Source organism: Aeromonas sp. FDAARGOS 1408, assembly GCF_019048665.1.
GTDB lineage: Bacteria > Pseudomonadota > Gammaproteobacteria > Enterobacterales > Aeromonadaceae > Aeromonas > Aeromonas dhakensis.
Genome location: NZ_CP077394.1, coordinates 921,576 through 939,902, shown reverse-complemented (window position 1 = coordinate 939,902; position 18,327 = coordinate 921,576). Strand labels below are relative to the sequence as shown.

Below are 18,327 nucleotides of genomic sequence, written 5' to 3'. Positions count from 1 at the left end.
CCGGCACATGCCGGCGTTGTTGTCATGGGCGCAAGGCCCTGCTCTGTCAGTGGCTGGCCGGTGGCCCGAAGATGCGGGTGTAGGAGGTCAGGGTCCGTACGCTCACATTCTGCGGATTGCCGTTCTCGTCGTAGAGCCCCAGCGCCCCGCTCTGCTTGTCGTGACCCAGCAACTGGTGGGCACTCAGGTTGCTGAGTGCATCGCTGTCCGCTTGCCACTCCCAGCGCTGGCCCAGGCTCAGGCTGCAGCTCTGCAACTGGCCGAGGTTGTTGCCATCCAGGCAGCGGCGGGTATCCTGCGCACTGACATAACGGCCGTACTGGTCATAGATGAAGGACTGGGCGGCCGAGGTCTCGTCACAGGTCACCGCGCTCAAACCGTGGTTGGCATCCGCACTCAGGCAGCGGTTGTCAAAGCCCCCCAGCTGCAGGTTGACCGGGCGACCGCCGGTAAACACCGGGTGGTTCCAATCCACCTTGAAGCTGGTGGAGGCCGTCACCCGTCTGCGCTTGTCGGTATCCTCGAAGCCCTGGAAGGAGACATGGGCCCCCACCACGTAGTAGTGCTTGTAGATGCCGGTGTAGATGGGGCGGATGTTGACCGAGGAGTCGATCTTGAACTCGGTGCTGCCCGTCTCGTCCGGCGCTGCCTTGTAGATGACGTCCAGATTCGGCACGAACCCCTTGTAGCTGAGCGGCTGGATGCGGTTGTGATCCACGTCGTAGCCCATGCCCCAGACAGTGGCCGTCTTGGAGGAGAGCAGGGACTCCGCGGTCGCGTATTGATCGCGCACCCAGCTGAAACTCACCTTCTGGGCGCTCGGCGCCGAGCGTTCGACCCGGTAATCCTGGGTGTTGTAGGCGAGCTGGCGCTGCTGGCTGAACTTGGCCGAGGCCTCCAGCTTGGCCTTGGGCCCATCCTTGTTCACCTCGACCCCGCCGGTGACCCCCACCTCGAAGCCCGAGATCTCGCGATGCTCATACTTGCTGTTGAGGTTGGTCGGCAGGCTCTTGAGCACCGCCGCCTTGGTGTTGGACGCCTCTATGCTGAAGCGGTAATCCTGGGCGATGGCATCGGTGGCATAGTCGCGGGCCCAGCCGTCCAGCAGCAGGTAGTCCGCGATGTTCTCGCTCCAGCTGAGATCCTCGTTGAGCTGGATACCGGCACCGGCCGACTCTTCGTCCAGCGAGATCCGCACTATTTTGGCATCCGGCGTGGCGGAACCGGTGTTGCCAAATTGCAGGGAGCGCTCCAGGTTGACCCGGTAGACCAGCGAGATGTTCGGCGAATCGCAGAACAACCGATCACCCCGGCTCCAGGTGCGCGAGCGCGGGAAGGTGCACTCGGCATCGCTGATCTTGCGGTTGACGTTGAGATAGAAGGCCACGTGGGGCAGACCGGCCTCGGCGGCAGGCGGCTGGGTCAGCGAGCGCCTGTGGCGCTTGCCCTGCCCTTCCAGGCTGTCGACCCGCTCCATCACCTGATAGAAGGCCGGGTCATCGACGCCCCCCAGCGGGGTGAACAGCAACTCCCCCTTGTAGCCGGACACCAGTACCCAGTCGGCATCAAAAGAGATGCCGGCCAGCTGCTCCATGGCCTTTCTGGCCTGCTGCCGCTCGGCCTTGTCGGTGACGGCGCTGAAATCGATGAACAGGCGCTCGCCCCGTTCCAGCACCCGCTCGCGCAGCTGATCCCGGGTCATCAGCGACGTCGCCCCCTGCCCCTTCAGCCAGACGTCGGCATTGAGGTAAATCAGCCCCTGTTCGGATTGCAGACTGGCCAGCATGGCGGTGCCCTGGTCGGTGCGCTCGCCAATATCTTCGGCCTGCACGCTGCCTGCCAACAAGGCCAGCGCGAGCAGACTGAGAGCGGGAGCTTGCGTGATGAATTTGCGTGGTTTTTTGTTTTTCATTGTTATCTCCTTGTCGAATCACGCCAAGCTATTTAAACAGCGAACAAATATGGCATAACCATATTATTCACGGTTATATTTCGGGGCGTTATTCTGCTTGTCTGTCATGACATTCATTATTTTCGCCGTGAATTAACAGCGGGTGGCGAAGGTATTTATGGTTGACAGAACAAGGATCGCGAGGCGATCTAAGGTGGACGATTCGGCATGCGCCGATGCTATTACACGGGAGTCGCGACCTAATGGCGATCTTCCCTCAAGGCCGCCTGACTGCGCCTTGAACCTCGCATGGTACCCATTGGCTTTAACGTCGCGCTCATCGGCCTGAACGATGGCACAACAGCCAGATGCCGCAGGCATCCTGGTGCGAGGGAACACTCACTGCTATGGACCGGATATCATGGGGCGGCCCTCCTCTGTCTGGTGATATTGTCAGCCAACGCCAGTCATTGACCGAATATTATTATGTGAACCAGTTGCGGGAATATACCCAGAGATATCTTGTTTTTTGCCGTCATATTGGCGGTGAAAATGGCGGGGTCCCTTGCCATTTATTTCATGGCGTCATCATAACGAATTAGCCCTGAGACAGAACGTGACACAGATCACGGGGTGACGTCAACAAGGTTAATTATCATTTCATTGTCAGGCTGATTGGAATAACTACTTTAATATTGAAATGCTCATTCAAGATAATCAGAAAATATTATTCAAATGAATACAAACAATATTATAAGCCTCTCCATTTGCGCCTCTTTTGAGGTAGCAACAGGTGGTTTCTTGCAAGCAAGGCTATGTTCGAGCCCCAAACCCCGTTTATGATGGAGACGTTGTCGTCTCGAAGGAGCCCCCATGGATTGCAAGTTGCTGCTGCCCCTGCTGGCCCTGTTGCTGGCTGCCTGTTCCAGCACGCCCGAGCCTGCCCCACCGCGCCAGCAGAGCAGCGCCTTTGAAGGCTTTTATCAGCAGTGGCGCGGCGTCCCCTATCGCATGGGCGGCTCGGATCGGGCCGGTCTCGACTGCTCCGCCTTCACCCAGCTCGCCTACCAGCAGGTGATGGGTTTCAATCTGCCGAGGACCACCGAATCCCAGGCCAACCTGGGCCGACCGGTCGATCGCTACCGGCTGCAGCACGGCGATCTGGTTTTCTTCAAGACCGGCTGGCAGCAATACCACGTCGGCGTCTACACCGGCGGCGGGGAGTTCATCCACGCCTCCACCAGCAAGGGGGTGATCCGCTCACGCCTCGACAACGTCTACTGGAACAGCCGCTACTGGCAGGCGCGCCGCCTCACCCAGTGACAGCAACGACAGAACAGGGCCCACGACGGGCCCTGTTGTTGATCCAGTGGATGGCTCAGTGCTTGCGATGCCAGCGCGGCGAGGTGGCCCGCTCCCCCCAGGGGGTGACGCAAGGCAGCAGCGCCCCCTCGATCACTTTGTCGCTGCCGGCCAACGCTTCCGCAATCTTCTCGTGCAGCACCCGCAGCAGACGCCCCTCCTGTTCGGCCAGGGAGTGACCCGCGGCAAAAAATTCGCGCTGATGCTGCAGCGCCAGCTTCTGGGCAAACTCATAGGTGTTGAAGCAATCCGGCATCCGCTCGACCACATCCTCGAGGCGGGCCAACAAGCTGTTCAGTTCCCTGGTCATCGTGCTCTCTCCTTGTCGATTGATAGCCAAAACTACCCCTTATTGGATAATTCACCAACCCTGGATCCACGAAAATGTGGTAGCCAGCACAGTCGCCGGGTGAGTCACCCGCGCACCATGCCAAACCAGAGCACCGAACTTTACATTTGATTAACACGCAGCTAGATTTAGACCGACCAATCAGTCGGTCTATTTATCAGCGGGGTATGCCATGGAAGCGATGCAGTTGCAGGAGGCCGCCGACAAGTTGTCGCTCCCGGCCAGACTGACCAAACTCAGAGAGGCCTGTCAGCAAAATCCCATGCCGAGCCTGAGCGAGCGCAGAGCCCACCTCAGCCAGCTCAAGCGCGCCCTGATAGCCCACAAGCAACCGCTGTGCGACGCCCTGGCCAAAGACTATGGCCAGCGCAGCGACTACGACAGCATGATTGCCGACATTCTCCCCTGCGTCATGCAGATCAACTACACCCAGAAACGGATCAAGCGCTGGATGCGCCCGCACCGCCGCCACACCGGCCTGCTGCTGGCGCCGGCCCGGGTGGAGGTGTTCTATCAGCCGCTCGGGGTGGTCGGCATCATAGTGCCCTGGAACTTCCCGGTGATGCTGAGCCTCGGCCCCCTCATCAGCGCCATCGCCGCCGGCAACCGCGCCATGCTGAAGCTCTCCGAATTCACCCCCCACACCAACCGGGTGCTGCGCGAGCTGCTGGACGGCGTCTTCGACGAGCGCGAGGTAATGGTGATAGAAGGCGACGCCCAGGTGGCGGCCGCCTTCAGCGCCCTGCCCTTCGATCACCTGCTGTTTACCGGTTCCACCGCGGTGGGCCGGCTGGTGATGGCCGCGGCGGCCCCCCAGCTCACCCCGCTCACCCTGGAGCTCGGCGGCAAGAGCCCCTGCCTCATCGCCCCCGACATGCCGCTGGCGCTGGCGGTGGAGCGGATGATCTTCGGCAAGAGCCTCAACGCCGGCCAGATCTGCGTCGCCCCCGACTATGTGCTGCTGCCGCGCGGTCAGGAGCAGGCCTTTGTCGAAGCCTATCGCGATCACTTCGCCCATCTCTATCCCCAGGGGCTGGCCAGTGCGGATTACGGCTCCATCATCAACGGCCGCCAATACGAGCGGCTCACCGGCTGGCTGGCCGAGGCGGAGCGGGCTGGCGCCCAGATCCACCCCTGTGGCAGCCCGGCCCGCGACGATGGCGCCCATCGTCTGCTGCCCCATCTGCTGACCGAGGTGCCGAACCACTGCCAGCTGATGCAGCAGGAGATCTTCGGCCCGCTGCTGCCGATCGTGCCCTATGACTCGCTGGACGAGGCGCTCGCCTACATAGCCGCCCGGCCCCGCCCACTCGCCTTCTACCTGATGAGCCTGGATCCCGCCCTGCAGCAAAAGGTGATCCGGGAGACCCACTCCGGCGGCATGGCCATCAACGACAGCCTGTTCCAGGTGGCGGCCGACGACGTGCCCTTCGGCGGCATCGGTGCCTCCGGCATGGGCCACTACCACGGCCACGAGGGGTTTCTCACCTTCTCCAAGGCCAAGACCGTGCTGAGCCGGGGGCGCTTCAGCACCGGCACCATGGTGCACCCTCCCTATCGGCGCTGGCACCAGCGGCTGATGATGGCCCTGTTCTTACGTTGACGAGATGAATATGAATACGCCCGTGACCGACAAGCGTCGCCAGATCCTGGATGCTGCCCTTGCCCTATGCGCCGAAGATGGTTTGCAGGGGGCCGCTACCGCCCGCATCGCCAAGGCGGCGGGGGTGGCCAATGGCACCCTGTTTCACCACTTTCCCAGCAAGGAGGTGCTGATCCAGAGCCTCTATCAGGACATCAAGCTGCGCCTCGGCGCCGCCATTACTGAGGCTGACGCCACCTTGCCCCTCAAGGAGCAGGCGCATCACTACTGGAGCCAGGCGATGGCCTGGATGCAGGCCCACCCCCACGAGCTCAAGTTCGTGCTGGGTTTCTTCCACTCCCCCCTGCTGGCTCGCCCGCTGCGCAGCCAGATCCTGAGCGACACCCTGCGCTTTTTACCCCGCCTGCTGGCCCAGGGCCAGGCCAGCGGCGACTTGATGCAAGCCCCACCGGCCCTGATGCTGGAGGTGTGCCAGGGCCAGTTCCTGGCCTGCGCCTCCCTGTTTGTCGACCAACCTGAACTGGGACGGGACGCTCACTGGCAAGCCAGTGCCTTCGCCCTGTTCTGGTCCGCCATCTCGGGAGCTCACGCGTATGCACAACCGACACCTTGATACCCTGGCGGCGCTGGGCCGCCGTCTCTGGATAACCAGCCTGCTCTGGATCATCGGCCGCACCCTGTGCCGCGCCGCCCGGGTCGACGAGGCGGTGCGCCGGGAGCTGGCCCCTCTGCCGGACGGGCTCACCATCCGGCTAGAGGTGGGCGGCATGGCCCAGGGCTTGACCATTCACAAGGCTGACGGCCGCTGGCAGAGCGGTCCTGCCCCCGATACCGGCGCTCTGCACCCGCTGCGGGTCCGTTTCAAGCATCCCGCCATCGCCTTTCGCGCCCTCAGCTTTCGGCTCGGGGTCAATCAGGCGTTCAGCGAGAACCGCCTGCTGGTGGAGGGAGATCTCACCGTCGCCATGCACCTGGTGCGCGCGCTGGAGCAGCTGCAGGCGCTGATCCTGCCGGCCTTCATCGCCCGCCCCTTGCTGCGCCACTATCCGGACCCGAGCCACAAGCTGAGCCGGGCCTGCCATATCTACCTGGGTCTGTTGACCGGCTGAACGAGAGGATGAGCCTATGAGTCGCTATTACGATTTTTTCTGTCCGGTCAAACTGATCGCAGGGGAGCAGGCGCTGGAGCAACTGGCTGGCGAGCTGGCGGGATTGGGGGCGCGCCGGCCGCTGCTGCTCACCGACAAGGGGGTCAGCAGCACCGGGCTGGCTACCTTGCTGGCCGGGGTGCTGGCCGAGGGTGAGCTGCCGGTAGCCGCCATCTGGGACGAGATCCCGGCCGACTCCTCCACCGCCGTGGTGGAGCGGATCGCGGCCCGTCACCGGGAGCTTGGCTGTGACAGCCTGGTGGCGCTGGGGGGCGGCTCCGTCATCGACACCGCCAAGGCGGTCAACATCCTCGCTTCCATGGGAGGGGAGCGGCTGCTCGATTACGCCGGCGCCGGCTGCCTGACCCGGCCGCTGCAGCCGCTGGCGGTGGTGCCCACCACGGCGGGCACCGGCTCGGAAGTGACCCTGGTGGCGGTGATCAAGGACGAGGCGAGCGGGCGCAAGGTGCCCTTTACCTCCCCCTTCCTGCTGCCCCAGCTGGCGGTACTGGACCCGCGCCTCACCCAGGGGTTGCCGCTCAACATCACCGCCGCCACCGCCATGGATGCCATGACCCACGCCATCGAGGCCTTCATCGGCACGGCCAAGAACCCGGTCAGCGACGCCCTGGCCCTGATGGCGGTAGAGAAGATCGCCAACGCCCTGCCCCAGGTACTCAGCAACCCGCAGGACAAGCAGCTGCGGCTGCAGCTGGCGGAGGGCTCCACCCTGGCGGGCATGGCCTTCTCCAACTCCATGGTGGGACTGGTGCACGCCCTCGGTCACAGCCTGGGGGCCCGCTGCCACCTGCCCCACGGCCTGTGCATGAACCTCTTCCTGCCCACCGTGCTCGACTACAACCGGCCGGGCATAGACCCCGAACTGGCTCGCCTGCTGCTGCCGCTGGTGGGGGCCGAGCGCTTTGCCGCGACCCCGGCCGCCGTGCGGCCCCAGGCCGCCATCGAGGCGCTGCAGGCGCTGCGCAATACCTTGTGGGAGACGGTGAAGCTGCCGCGCACCCTGCGGGAGGCGGGTCTCACCGACAAGGCGCTGCTGCCCGAGATCCGCGATCTCGCCATCAACGACGGCGCCCTGCTCTACAACCGCAAGGATGCCGACCGGGCCCAGCTGCTGGCCCTGCTGGAGCAGGCCTGGGAGTGATCAGGCAGGCGGTCCCGCCTCGCGGGGCCACCTGTTACCAGCGGATGGTGGCGCCGGCGCCGTAGTTGCCGCTATCTTCGGGCGTCTTCTCGCGCCAGATGGACTCCTTGTTGCGGCGCACTGCCTCTTCCCGCTCCTGCTTGCGCTCCCAGACGGGTTTCACCTCGTCCTGCGGCCGCTCCTGTTTCTGCCCCTTGTGATCGGTCACCGAGCACTGCTTGTCGCCACACTGATAGGCATAGGGTTCGACGGTGCAGCCTGCCGTGGCCAGACAGAGGCCAAGCAGAGAAACACGAAGAGAGGAAGGCAAGATCATGGGACGCTCCTGTTTGCAGCGGTCAACAAAAGAGGCCGAGTGTCAAACAGGAGGCAAATGGAATCAAGCCTGCCAGCAGGCTTGATTGTTACAAGCGGTACACAGTGCGATGTATCAGCAAGCTATTGATACATATCATGTTAATCAGCACGCCGACCTGGGCTCTCACCCCTGCTCGTCGCTGAACACCCCGGTGGAGAGGTAGCGATCCCCCCGATCGCAGATGATGGCCACCACCACCCCCTGTCTGATCTCTGCCGCCACCCGCAGGGCGCCAGCCACGGCGCCGCCCGAGCTGACTCCGCAGCAAATCCCCTCCTCCCGCGCCAGCCGGCGCATCATGGCGAGGGACTCGTCGAGCGTGACGTCCAGCACCCGGTCGACCCGGGCGGGTTCGAAAATGGCGGGCAGGTAGGCCACCGGCCAGCGCCGGATGCCGGGGATCTGGCTCTCCTCGGCCGGTTGCAGGCCGATCACCTGCACTGCCGGGTTCTGCTCCTTGAGGTAGCGGGAGACCCCCATGATGGTGCCCGTGGTGCCCATGGCCGAGACGAAGTGAGTGACCGCCCCCTCGCTCTGGCGCCAGATCTCGGGGCCGGTGGAGAGGTAATGGGCATCCGGGTTGGCCGGGTTGTTGAACTGATCGAGCACCAGCCCCTCACCCCGCGCCTGCATCGCCAGAGCGAGGTCGCGCGCGGCCTCCATGCCCCCCTCCACCAGTACCAGCTCGGCGCCGTAGGCCTGCATGGCATCGCGCCGCTCCTGGCTCATGATATTTGGCATGATGAGTCGCATCTGGTAGCCCCGCGCCGCCGCCACCATGGCCAGCGCGATGCCGGTGTTGCCGGAGGTGGCCTCGATGAGTCGGGCCCCAGGCGCTAAGTGACCGCTCGCCTCCGCACACTTGATGAGGTTCAGCGCCGGCCTGTCCTTGACCGAGCCGGCCGGGTTGTTGCCCTCCAGCTTGACCAGCAGGGTGACATCGGGGTGGGGATTGATGCGACGCAGCGCCAGCAGGGGGGTATTGCCGATCAACTCTTCCAGCGTGGCAAAAGCCATAATGGGATCCATCCTTCGTGAACTGTTCTATACCTTGGCTAGCGGGTATGTACCCGGCCGGGCTCGCAGTGTAAGCGACCCCGAACAGTTGGCAAAGGGGCGCCGACATGGTCAGATAACCCCATCCCCCGTACCGAGGAGCAAGCATGAGCGAGATCATTCATCAGGCCAACCAGCAGCAATTCATCTGTGTGGTGGATGGCAAGGAGTCCAGGCTGCGTTACCGGCGGCTCGATGCCAAGACCATCGACGCCTACAGCACCTTCGTCCCGCCCGAGCTCAGGGTACAGGGGATCGCCGATCAGCTGGCTCGCACCTTCTACGACTGGACCCAGGCGGAAGGGCTCACCATAGTACCGAGCTGCAGCTACATCGACGTCTGGTTGCGCCGCAATGCCGGCTGACCCCCAGACGCGTCACCACACGCAAGCGTTCAACCTTCGCCCGGGCGCCCGGGAAGCCGACCTGCAGGAACAAACCGAAGCCCTGCTGCGGGCCGATGCCCAGCGCATGGATTGCCTGCGGGCAGCCCGTGAACTGGCACTGCCCGACTGGGCGCTGGGGGCCGGTTTTATCCGCAACCTCATCTGGGATCACCTGCACCACAAATCGGCGCCGACCGCCCTCAACGACATCGATCTTATCTATCTGGACAGTGCTGATCCGACTGGATTGAAGGAGACCGATCACGAAACCTGGCTTGCCGTCAGGATGCCGGGCCAGCAGTGGGAGGTGCGCAACCAAGCCCGCATGCATCTGCGCCAGCGGGTGGCTCCGTTTACCAGCTCGCTGTCGGCCCTCAGCCACTGGGTGGAGGTGCCCACCTGCATCGGGGTCCGGCTGCTGGCAGACGACTCATTCGAATGGCTGGCCCCCTACGGCTTTGCCCCCAACTGGTCCCTGCAGGTGGATCCCAACCCGCGCTGCCGCCAGGAGAGCCGGGTCTTTACCGAGCGGGTCAAGGCCAAGAAGTGGCAACGGCTGTGGCCTGACCTGGTGGTGAACTGGCCATAACCTGATTGCAATGTTTCGATAACCTTGGGCACACTAAGGAAAAGCTGTTTGTAACTCAATGGGTTAAATAATGCGCGACTTCTTCTCACTCGAACGCTGGCTACCGGGCCTCGCCGCCCTGCTGCAATACCAGCGGGCCTGGCTGATGCCGGATATGCGCGCTGGATTGTCGGTGGCCGCGGTGGCCCTGCCCGTGGCCATCGCCTATGCGGAGCTGGCCGGGGTGGGGCCGCTGGTCGGCCTCTACTCCTGCATCCTGCCCATGCTGGTGTACGCCCTGTTCGGTACCTCCCGCCAGCTCATCGTCGGCCCGGACGCCGCCACCTGCGCGGTGATCGCCGCCGTGGTGACCCCGCTCGCCGCCGGGGATGCCACCCGCCACTGGCAGCTGGTGATGACCATGACCGCCATGACTGGCTTCTGGTGCCTCATCGCCAGCCGCTTCAAGCTGGGGGTGCTGGCTGACTTTCTCTCCCGCCCGATCCTGATGGGGCTGCTCAACGGGGTGGCCATCACCATCATGGTGGGCCAGCTCTCCAAGATCTTCGGCTTCACCTTCAGCGAGCGCTACCTCATCGAGCGGATCGCCGGCGGTGCCAGCTACATCACCCAGACCCATCTACCCACCCTGGCCATGAGCCTGACCGCCCTGCTCACCCTGCTGCTGGCCAAGCGCTTCAAGCCGGCCTGGCCCTCCTCCATGGTGGCCATGGTGGTGACGGCGGGACTGGTGTGGGCGCTCGATCTCGGCCGGTTCGGCATCGCCACCCTGGGCGCCATCGGCTCGGGCCTGCCCGCCTTCCAGATGCCGGAGTTTCCCCCCGGCCTGATGCGGGAGCTGGTGCTGCCGGCGCTCAACCTGGCCATGGTGAGCTTCGTCTCCATGATGCTGACCGCCCGCAGCTTCGCCGCCAAGAACGGCTACGAAATAGATGCGGACAAGGAGTTCCGGGCGCTGGGCATGGCCAACCTGGCGGCGGCGGCCTCCCAGGGCTTTGCCATCAGCGGGGCCGATTCGCGCACCGCGGTCAACGACGCCAACGGCGGCAAGAGCCAGCTGGTCTCCATCATCGCCGCCGCCGTCATCGCCCTGGTCACCTTCTACCTGACGGCGCCGCTGCAATATATCCCCACCGCCGCCCTTGGGGTGGTGCTGGTGATGGCCTCCTTGTCCCTCACCGACTTTCGCGGCCTGTGGGCCCTGCGCAACTCCGATCGTTCCGCCTTCTGGCTGGCGCTCATCACCTTTGTCAGCGTGCTGGCCATGGGGGTCATTCCGGGCATCACCCTCGCGGTGCTGCTGGGGCTGTTCCAGTTCCTGCGCAACGTGATGCGCCCCACCGACCAGTTGCTCGGCATGGACGACGAAGGGGTGGTGCGCACCCTGGGGGACAACGAGCAGGCCAAGGCCATTCCCGGCATCCTGGTCTATCGCTTCAACTCGCCGCTCACCTACTTCAACGCCCCCTACTTCAAGCGGCGGGTGCTGGCGCTGCTGGTGCAGGATCCCCACAGCCCCAAATGCCTGGTGGTGGACGCGGTGGCCTGCTTCACCCACCAGGACATCAGCGTGATGAGCATGCTGGGTGAACTGCACCGCGACTTGAAACGGCGCGGCATCCACATGGTGATGGCCGGCCGCCACGGCCAGATGAGCCTGTGGCTCAAGCAGGCCGGGATCCGGGTCGGCGACGAGGGGATCATCCTCTGCCCCGACATGTATCAGGCGCTGCGCATGACCCGCTGCTACCGCGAGCCGGTGTTCAAGGATGACGAGGTGGTGGAGAGCACCACCGAGGCCATCCTGTCGCGCTGGCCCCAGGATGAGGCCCTGCCCGACTCGGCGCGCCTCACCCTGCCAAGCGAACAGGAGGCGGGCGCCACCCCTGCTTGACCAAGCTCGGCCCAGCCCCTGCGGCAGGGCCGCGTCTCTTGCTCCCCTGCTTGGCCACCGCCACGATTGCGCCTCGCACCCGCTTGGTGTTAAATGCCCGTCCAGATGGCGCCGACGAGGGCCATCCCCAGTATTTGGACACCCCATGCAAACTCAATCCCACGCAGGTCCGGGCTCCCTCTTCGCCCTGACCTGGCCCCTGTTTATTGATCTCGCCCTGCACTTTCTGACCGGGGCCCTCAACACCTTCATGGTGGGTCACGTCTCCTATCAGGGGGTGGCGGCGCTCGCGGTCGGCAACCAGGTGTTCGATCTCGCCATCACCCTGTTCAGCTTTGTCAGCATCGGCACCAGCGTGGTGATCACCCAGTATCTGGGGGCCGGCGACAAAGAGAAGGCCCGTGTCGTCATCCACACCGCCATCGGTTTCAACCTGCTGGTGGGGCTGGTGGCCGCCGTCGGCGTCATCGCCGGCGCCAGTACCATGCTGGCGCTGATGAACCTGCCCGCCAACCTGATGAGCGATGCCACCCTCTACCTGCAGATCATCGGCCTGTGCCTGCTGCCGGAAGCGGCGGCCCTCTGCCTGGCCGCCACCCTGCGTGCCCACGGCCACACCCGTCAGGCCATGTACGTGACCCTGACCGTCAACCTCATCACCTTCGTCGGCAACCTGCTGCTGCTCTACGGCTGGTTCGGCCTGCCCCAGCTCGGGGTGGCCGGGGTCGCCATCAGCACGGTGGCGGGTCGCATCGTCGGGGTGGTGCTGCTGGTGTGGCTGGTGGCGCGCAAGACCGGCATCCACCTGAAACTGCCGGAGATCGTCAAACCCAGCCGGCTGATGCTGGGCAAAGTGCTGCACATCGGCCTGCCGGCCGCCGGCGAGAACCTCTCCTGGATGCTGCAGTTCATGGTGGTGACCGCCTTCGTCGGCCTGCTCGGCGACAAGGCGCTGGCGACCCAGTCCTACTTCTTCCAGATCTGCCTGTTCATCCTGCTGTTCGGCCTCTCCATCGGCCTTGGCAACGAGATCATCATCGGCCATCTGGCGGGGGCCCGCCGCTTTGAGCAGGCCTACACCCAGCTGATGAAGAGCCTGAAGCTGGGGCTCGTCGTCACCGCGCTCATCGCTCTCGCCGCCGCCCTCAACGGCCGCACCATCATCAGCCTGTTCACCGATGACACCGACATCATCACCCAGGTGGCGCAGCTGTTCTTGATAAGCCTCATTCTGGAACCCGGCCGCACCTTCAACCTTGTGGTGATCAACGCCCTGCGCGCCACCGGTGACGCCCGTTTCCCGCTCTACATGGCGCTGCTCTCCATGTGGGGAATTGCCGTTCCACTGGCCTATTTCCTTGGTATCATGCAGGGTTATGGACTGGTCGGTATCTGGTTGGCGCTCGCCTGCGACGAGTGGGTGCGCGGTCTGGCCATGTTCTGGCGCTGGCGCAGTCGTCGCTGGCAAAACAAAATTCTTGTTGAAACATAAGCGGAATCACAATGAAGAAGATAGGACTCTTGTTGGCGGCCATCCTGCTCAGCCCGCTCGCCATGGCACAAACCGCCCCCGCCGCCCCCAAGGCGCAGGCGGCCCAGACCTGGTACGTGGCCCCCATCGCCATCGATGAAACCAGCGAGGCCCAGAAGGCGCTGACCAAGGACTTCATGACCCAGATGATCAAGACCATCAAGATCAACGAGTACCAGACCGGCAAGGCGGTGGGCAAGACCAAGTCGCCCAAGTGGCTGATCCGCACCAAGCTGATGCCGGCCAGCAGCGAACCCCTGGTCGGCAAGAAGCACCCGCAGGGCCTCACCTACGGCAAGGGCATCCCCACCCAGGAGATCGTCGGCGAGCTCATCATGAACGGCACCCTGGTGGCCCATGTGGGTCAGGGCTGGCGCGAGCCCATCGTCCCGGGTACCCCGGTGGCCGAGAAGATCACCATCGCCAACTATCAGTACGCCATCGGCAACGAAGCCAAGGCCGCGGATCTGGAAGAACTGGCGGCGCAGATCGGCTTCGAGGTGGGCAAGGTGATCGCCCGCGATGGCAAGCCGCTGCCCGAGAAGAAAAAGAAAAAAGAGTAAACGCGACACCTGTTACCAAGAAGGGGCCCTGTGCCCCTTTTTGCTGCCCGCCCGGCGGCCCCAGGCTGTCATCCGGCAGTCACAATTGTGATCCATCCGGCACTTTTCAGACTCTCCGCTTACCGATAAAAGCCTTATCAGCTTGTGATTCAAACAGTTAAAAATCGCCCGTCGCATGCAGCAAATCATTGGTCCCGAATTGGAGCCGGATCACATTTATCTCGCAGGGGACGCGGTAGTTTGGTCTTGCAGGCACAATCAAACGAAACCAAGGAGGCCGCATTACATGTTCCCAGAGTACAGAGAGCTCATCTCGAAACTGAAGAGCAGTGATGTCCATTTCCAAAAGAAGTTTGACTTGCATAACGACCTGGATGTGGAGATTAGAAAGTTGGAGAAACATCACGCCAGCGACTACAGCGCCGAGGTGAAGGATCTGAAAAAACAGAAACTCAAACTGAAAGAGGAGATCTACGACATCCTCAAACAACATCCACAATAGACGCCTCGACGAATACCTGGATAAGCAACTTATCCTGCCAGCCCGGCCCGACGCCGGGCTTTTTGTTGGCCGCTCATCAGGAGGCGACGGCCGCTTGCCCCCCCTGACGTCGAAACTCGCTCGGCGTCTGGCCGGTGTGGCGGCGAAAAGCACTGTTGAAGGTGGACTTGCTGTTGAACCCGGCCCGGTAACAGACAGAGGCCACCGTCTCGTCGCTCTCCTGCAACAGTCGCTTGGCCTCCGCCACCCGATATCGGTTCAGCCAGTCGTAGAAGTTGCCCCCCGAGCAGGCGTTGATGGCGCTGGATGCCTGATGAAGGCTCAGACCGCACTCCTCGGCCAGCTTGCCAAGGGAGAGGGCGGGATCCCGATAGGCACCGCGCCCGAGCTGGCGCTCCAGCGCCTCGAACAGGGGGCGCAGGCCCTCATGCCGAACCGGTTCCGATGCGGCATCATTGGTGCGCTCGCGCACGCCCCCCTCCGGCACCCCTCCCTGTTGGGGCAGCCTGGCATGGGCCAGCACTTGCAGCAGCAGATAGGCGGTGACCGGAGCCTGCAGATAGACGGTAGAGAGCGGCCAGCCGAGCCAGCTCAAGGCGATGCGCACCAACAACAGCAAGGCCACCAGCAGTTGCAGCCCCTGCAACTGAGCGATCCAGGCCCGCAGCGCCGGCTTGCGGCTGGCCACTCCCAGGCGCCGCTGTTGCCACCAGTAGGCCAGCCCCAGCAGGGCGATGCAGGCCAGATAGCGGTTACCATAGAGGGTCACACCGGGCCACAGCGAATCCCCCTGCTTGCCAAGCAGGATCCAGCTCACCTTGTCGGCCCCCGGCAACAACCAGTAGGGCAACGCCAGAGCGGCAACCAGCAGCAGGGGCAAGCCGTGCACCAGCCGCTCACGCCAGCCACCGAGCACCGACTCCCCCTGCAGAGCCCTGATGTAGCCATAGAGGCAGAACGGCAACATCACCACCAAGGGGTCAGCCAGCTTGAGCAGATGGGGCCAATGGTGAAACCACTGCTGCTGGTGGTAGAGATACTCCAGCGCCTGCAAGCCGCTCAGGCTGAGCAGGGCCAGCAGATAACCGGCGGCGGCATCCCGCCGCATGCGCCGCAGCCAGCCGAGCGTGGCCAGCAGCAACATGCCGGTCAGGCTCAGACTGAGCACGGCGGCCACTTCTTCCCACTGCATATGCGTCCTCCTGCAGGTACGCCTCCATCGAGACGTACCTGTTTACCCTTGTTTTTATTATGTTTTCCAACCATTGACCGGTTCCATCCAGCGAGGCGACAGGGGCGGAAGGGCTGCGCTTAAATACCTTCGCCTGCGGCTGAAAAGCAACAGAACAATAACAAGTCAGGACCACAGAAGGAACCAGGATGAAAACCCATTTTCCCCTCCCCCTGCTCGGCTGCCTCGTACTGGCCGGCTGCCAGGAGAACAGCAGCGAGCCGGATCCCGCTCGCCACTACGACGTCACCCTTACCTACACGGAGCAGGGTGTTCCCCACATCAAGGCGAACGACTACACCAGCCTGGGCTTCGGGGCCGGCTATGCCCATGCCGAGGAGAACCTCTGCACCCTGAGCGAGCAGATCATGAAGCTGCGAGGAGAGAAATCCCGCTGGCTGGGCGCGGGGGAGCAGCAGCGCAACTTGCTCTCCGACGTGGGTTATCGCGCCCTCGACCTGCCTGCCCAGGCCGCGGCCCTGTATGGCAAGCTGGCGCCGGATGCCCGTGACCTTGTCGAAGGCTATGTGGCGGGGTTCAACCACTCACTTGCCGGCCGCGCCGGCCCGGCGGACTACCCCTCCCCCTGCCGCGGGGCCGAGTGGGTCGAACCCATCACCCCGGTCCAGTTGCTGGCCTATCACCTGGATCTTGCCCAGCTGGCCAGCGGCCGCAGCTTTATCAGCGCCATGGCCAGCGCCCAGCCCCCCGCCACTGCCGGTGCACAGGGACGTGCCGCCCTGCCCGCCCCGGCGCTGGATCCCGTCTCGCTGCTCACCTCGGAGGGGATCGGCAGCAACGGCTGGGCGCTGGGGGCGGATCGCAGCAGCAACGCCAACAGCCTGCTGCTCGGCAATCCCCACTTTCCCTGGGATGGCGAGCTCAGATTCTATGAACAGCACCTGCAGATCCCGGGCAAACTCAATGTGACCGGTGCCACCATGATGGGCTTTCCCGCCATCCTGATCGGCTTCAACGAGCAGCTGGGCTGGACCCACACCGTCTCCCAGTCCAAGCGCTTCACCCTCTATCAGCTCACCCTGGATCCCGCCAATCCGCTGCGTTATCGCTACGGCGACCAGTGGCGGGAGATGAGCCAGAAAGAGATCACCGTGCAGGTCCGCCAGGCCGATGGCAGCCTGCAGCCCCATGTCCAGACCCTCTATGCCAGCCACTTCGGCCCCATGGTCAACCTAGCTTCCCTCTCGCCCAGCCTGGGCTGGACCAGCAGCAGCGCCGTCAGCCTCCGCGATGCCAACGCCGGCAACTACAAGATGCTGGAACAGTGGCTGGCCATGGCCAGGGCCCAAAGCACCCCGGCCTTCTTCGAGGCGCTGGCCGAGCATCAGGGGGTGCCCTGGGTCAATACCCTGCTGATCGACAAGACGGGCCAGGCCAGCTATGTGGATGCCACCCAGGTACCCCGCCTCGGCGCCAAGGCAGAGGCCTGGTGGCGAGCCGCCTCCCAGACACCGCAACTGGCCCCCATCTGGCTGGATGGCGAGGGCAGCGTGCTGCTGCCGGGCAACGACCCCGATTTCGAGTGGGTCGACAGCGGCCAGACCCGGGCTCCCGGCCTTGTTCCCCTCAGCCAGGCCCCCCGCCTGAGTCGCAGCGACTACGTCTACAACGCCAACAGCAGCCACTGGCTGACCAACCTGGCGGCCCCGCTGGAGGGATACTCCATTCTCTACGGGCCGGAGCAGACGGTGCGCAGCCCGCGTACCCGCTACAACGCCCAGCTCATCAGCACGCCCGATGCAATGGGACTGACCGGGGCTGATCGCCGCTTTACCCTGCAGACACTGCAAGGTGTGGTGACCCACAACGGCTCCCTGTTTGCCCGCGAGCTCAGAGATCCCCTACTGGCCCGTTGTCAGGCCCATCCGTTGATCCAGCTGACCAGCGGCCCGCTGGACTTGACGCCGAGCTGCAACGCGCTCGCCAACTGGGATGGCGGATATCAGCTTGAAAGCCGGGGGGCTCACCTGATGCGCGAATGGTTGACGGCGTTTCGCACCAGCGGCCACAGAGACATCAAGGATGCCCTGTTTGCCATCCCCTTCTATCCGGCCCATGGCGCCACCACGCCGAGCGGGCTGGCCCCCTGGAGCGGCGCGCCGGATGAAGACCCGGCCCTGCTGGCGCTGGCCCAGGTCCAGCAACGGTTGCAGGCGGCCGGTATCGCGCCGGATGCCGAACTCGGCGCACTGCAATTCGTGCAAAAAGCGGCCGGGCTGACCCCCATCGCGCTGCCTGGAGGCAACTCCTTCGAGGGGTTGTTCAACATGGTGCAGACCAACCTGCCTTCGCGCAGCAGCTCGGATCTCGCCAACATAGTGACCGGCAAGGCCGTGGCAGGCACCACGCTGCGCAGCCTGGATGACGACGGTGACGGCCAGCCCGAGCTGCGTTATCGCGCCAACTACGGCTCCAGCTTCGTGCTGGCCCTGCAGTTCGATGACGCCGGCCCCAAGGCGGAGCGCTTCCTGAGCTACGGCCAGTCCCATGACCCCGAGAGCCCGCACTTCACCGATCAGACCGAGCAGTTCGCCCGTCAGCAGTGGCAGCCCATGCGCTTCACCGAGCAGGAGATAGCGGCCCACCAGGAGCGCACCCTGCACCTCAAGGTGCTGCGTACCACCAGCCCCTGAGTCAACCCTCTCTATCCAGCCATAAAAAAGCGGGCCAATGGCCCGCTT

General features: G+C 64.0%; 17 protein-coding genes. 12 read left to right on the top strand and 5 right to left on the bottom strand.

The genetic code is table 11. The features are described 5' to 3' along the window. Nucleotides 1-46: 46 nt before the first annotated feature. Nucleotides 47-1,912: a hemolysin Ahh1 gene (gene ahh1 / locus I6L38_RS04550; protein WP_017783860.1), complete on the bottom strand. Its 1,866-nt coding sequence runs from the start codon at nt 1,910-1,912 to the stop codon at nt 47-49. A gap of 852 nt (nt 1,913-2,764) precedes the next feature. Here ahh1 and I6L38_RS04545 point away from each other — a divergent pair. Then, nucleotides 2,765-3,214 (top strand): C40 family peptidase, encoded by a 450-nt coding sequence (locus I6L38_RS04545; RefSeq protein WP_005299102.1) that lies wholly within the window; start codon nt 2,765-2,767, stop codon nt 3,212-3,214. Between the two features lie 55 nt (nt 3,215-3,269). Here the strand turns inward: I6L38_RS04545 and I6L38_RS04540 are convergent, their stop codons facing one another. Next, complete coding sequence (locus I6L38_RS04540; protein ID WP_005299095.1) at nt 3,270-3,563, bottom strand: hypothetical protein; 294 nt, start codon at nt 3,561-3,563, stop codon at nt 3,270-3,272. Nucleotides 3,564-3,774: 211 nt separating this feature from the next. Between I6L38_RS04540 and I6L38_RS04535 the strand changes: the two genes are divergently transcribed. From I6L38_RS04535 to I6L38_RS04520, 4 genes are read left to right on the top strand one after another with little or no spacing between them, the layout of a single operon-like run. Next, complete coding sequence (locus I6L38_RS04535) at nt 3,775-5,205, top strand: coniferyl aldehyde dehydrogenase (RefSeq protein WP_024942852.1); 1,431 nt, start codon at nt 3,775-3,777, stop codon at nt 5,203-5,205. A gap of 10 nt (nt 5,206-5,215) precedes the next feature. Then, nucleotides 5,216-5,818 carry a TetR/AcrR family transcriptional regulator gene (locus tag I6L38_RS04530; protein ID WP_010634496.1) on the top strand — a complete coding sequence of 201 codons (603 nt, stop codon included), beginning with the start codon at nt 5,216-5,218 and terminating at the stop codon, nt 5,816-5,818. After that, nucleotides 5,799-6,314: an SCP2 sterol-binding domain-containing protein gene (locus tag I6L38_RS04525; RefSeq protein WP_024942853.1), complete on the top strand. Its 516-nt coding sequence runs from the start codon at nt 5,799-5,801 to the stop codon at nt 6,312-6,314. The genes I6L38_RS04530 and I6L38_RS04525 overlap by 20 nt, the downstream gene beginning before the upstream one ends. 16 nt (nt 6,315-6,330) lie before the next feature. Beyond that, complete coding sequence (locus I6L38_RS04520; RefSeq protein WP_024942854.1) at nt 6,331-7,515, top strand: iron-containing alcohol dehydrogenase; 1,185 nt, start codon at nt 6,331-6,333, stop codon at nt 7,513-7,515. A 34-nt stretch (nt 7,516-7,549) separates the two neighbouring features. Here I6L38_RS04520 and I6L38_RS04515 read toward each other — a convergent pair whose 3' ends face one another. Both I6L38_RS04515 and cysM read right to left on the bottom strand, forming a co-directional pair. Next, nucleotides 7,550-7,831 carry a hypothetical protein gene (locus I6L38_RS04515; protein WP_024942855.1) on the bottom strand — a complete coding sequence of 94 codons (282 nt, stop codon included), beginning with the start codon at nt 7,829-7,831 and terminating at the stop codon, nt 7,550-7,552. Between the two features lie 165 nt (nt 7,832-7,996). Then, nucleotides 7,997-8,902, bottom strand: coding sequence for a cysteine synthase CysM (gene cysM, locus I6L38_RS04510; RefSeq protein ID WP_024942856.1), 906 nt, complete (start codon nt 8,900-8,902; stop codon nt 7,997-7,999). Nucleotides 8,903-9,036: 134 nt separating this feature from the next. Between cysM and I6L38_RS04505 the strand changes: the two genes are divergently transcribed. The 6 genes from I6L38_RS04505 (at nt 9,037) to I6L38_RS04480 (ending at nt 14,394) form a co-directional block, all read left to right on the top strand. Next, the gene (locus tag I6L38_RS04505) at nt 9,037-9,294 is read left to right on the top strand and encodes a GNAT family N-acetyltransferase (RefSeq protein WP_005299077.1); all 258 of its coding nucleotides are present in this window, start codon (nt 9,037-9,039) and stop codon (nt 9,292-9,294) included. Continuing rightward, nucleotides 9,284-9,904, top strand: a complete 621-nt coding sequence (locus I6L38_RS04500) for a nucleotidyltransferase family protein (protein ID WP_024942857.1) — start codon at nt 9,284-9,286, stop codon at nt 9,902-9,904. Before I6L38_RS04505 ends, I6L38_RS04500 begins: the two co-directional genes overlap by 11 nt. A gap of 70 nt (nt 9,905-9,974) precedes the next feature. After that, nucleotides 9,975-11,798, top strand: coding sequence for a SulP family inorganic anion transporter (locus tag I6L38_RS04495; RefSeq protein ID WP_017781843.1), 1,824 nt, complete (start codon nt 9,975-9,977; stop codon nt 11,796-11,798). Between the two features lie 145 nt (nt 11,799-11,943). Then, nucleotides 11,944-13,290 (top strand): MATE family efflux transporter, encoded by a 1,347-nt coding sequence (locus I6L38_RS04490; protein ID WP_024942858.1) that lies wholly within the window; start codon nt 11,944-11,946, stop codon nt 13,288-13,290. 11 nt (nt 13,291-13,301) lie between these two features. Further along, nucleotides 13,302-13,892 (top strand): hypothetical protein, encoded by a 591-nt coding sequence (locus I6L38_RS04485; protein ID WP_043170139.1) that lies wholly within the window; start codon nt 13,302-13,304, stop codon nt 13,890-13,892. A gap of 286 nt (nt 13,893-14,178) precedes the next feature. After that, nucleotides 14,179-14,394, top strand: coding sequence for a YdcH family protein (locus I6L38_RS04480; RefSeq protein WP_005299061.1), 216 nt, complete (start codon nt 14,179-14,181; stop codon nt 14,392-14,394). A 76-nt stretch (nt 14,395-14,470) separates the two neighbouring features. On the opposite strand, the gene I6L38_RS04475 is transcribed toward I6L38_RS04480, so the two are convergent. Next, on the bottom strand, nt 14,471-15,586 hold the full coding sequence (locus I6L38_RS04475; protein WP_024942860.1) for an AraC family transcriptional regulator: 1,116 nt from the start codon (nt 15,584-15,586) through the stop codon (nt 14,471-14,473). 188 nt (nt 15,587-15,774) lie between these two features. Between I6L38_RS04475 and I6L38_RS04470 the strand changes: the two genes are divergently transcribed. Then, nucleotides 15,775-18,279: a penicillin acylase family protein gene (locus tag I6L38_RS04470; protein ID WP_216989211.1), complete on the top strand. Its 2,505-nt coding sequence runs from the start codon at nt 15,775-15,777 to the stop codon at nt 18,277-18,279. The last annotated feature ends 48 nt before the right edge of the window (nt 18,280-18,327 follow it).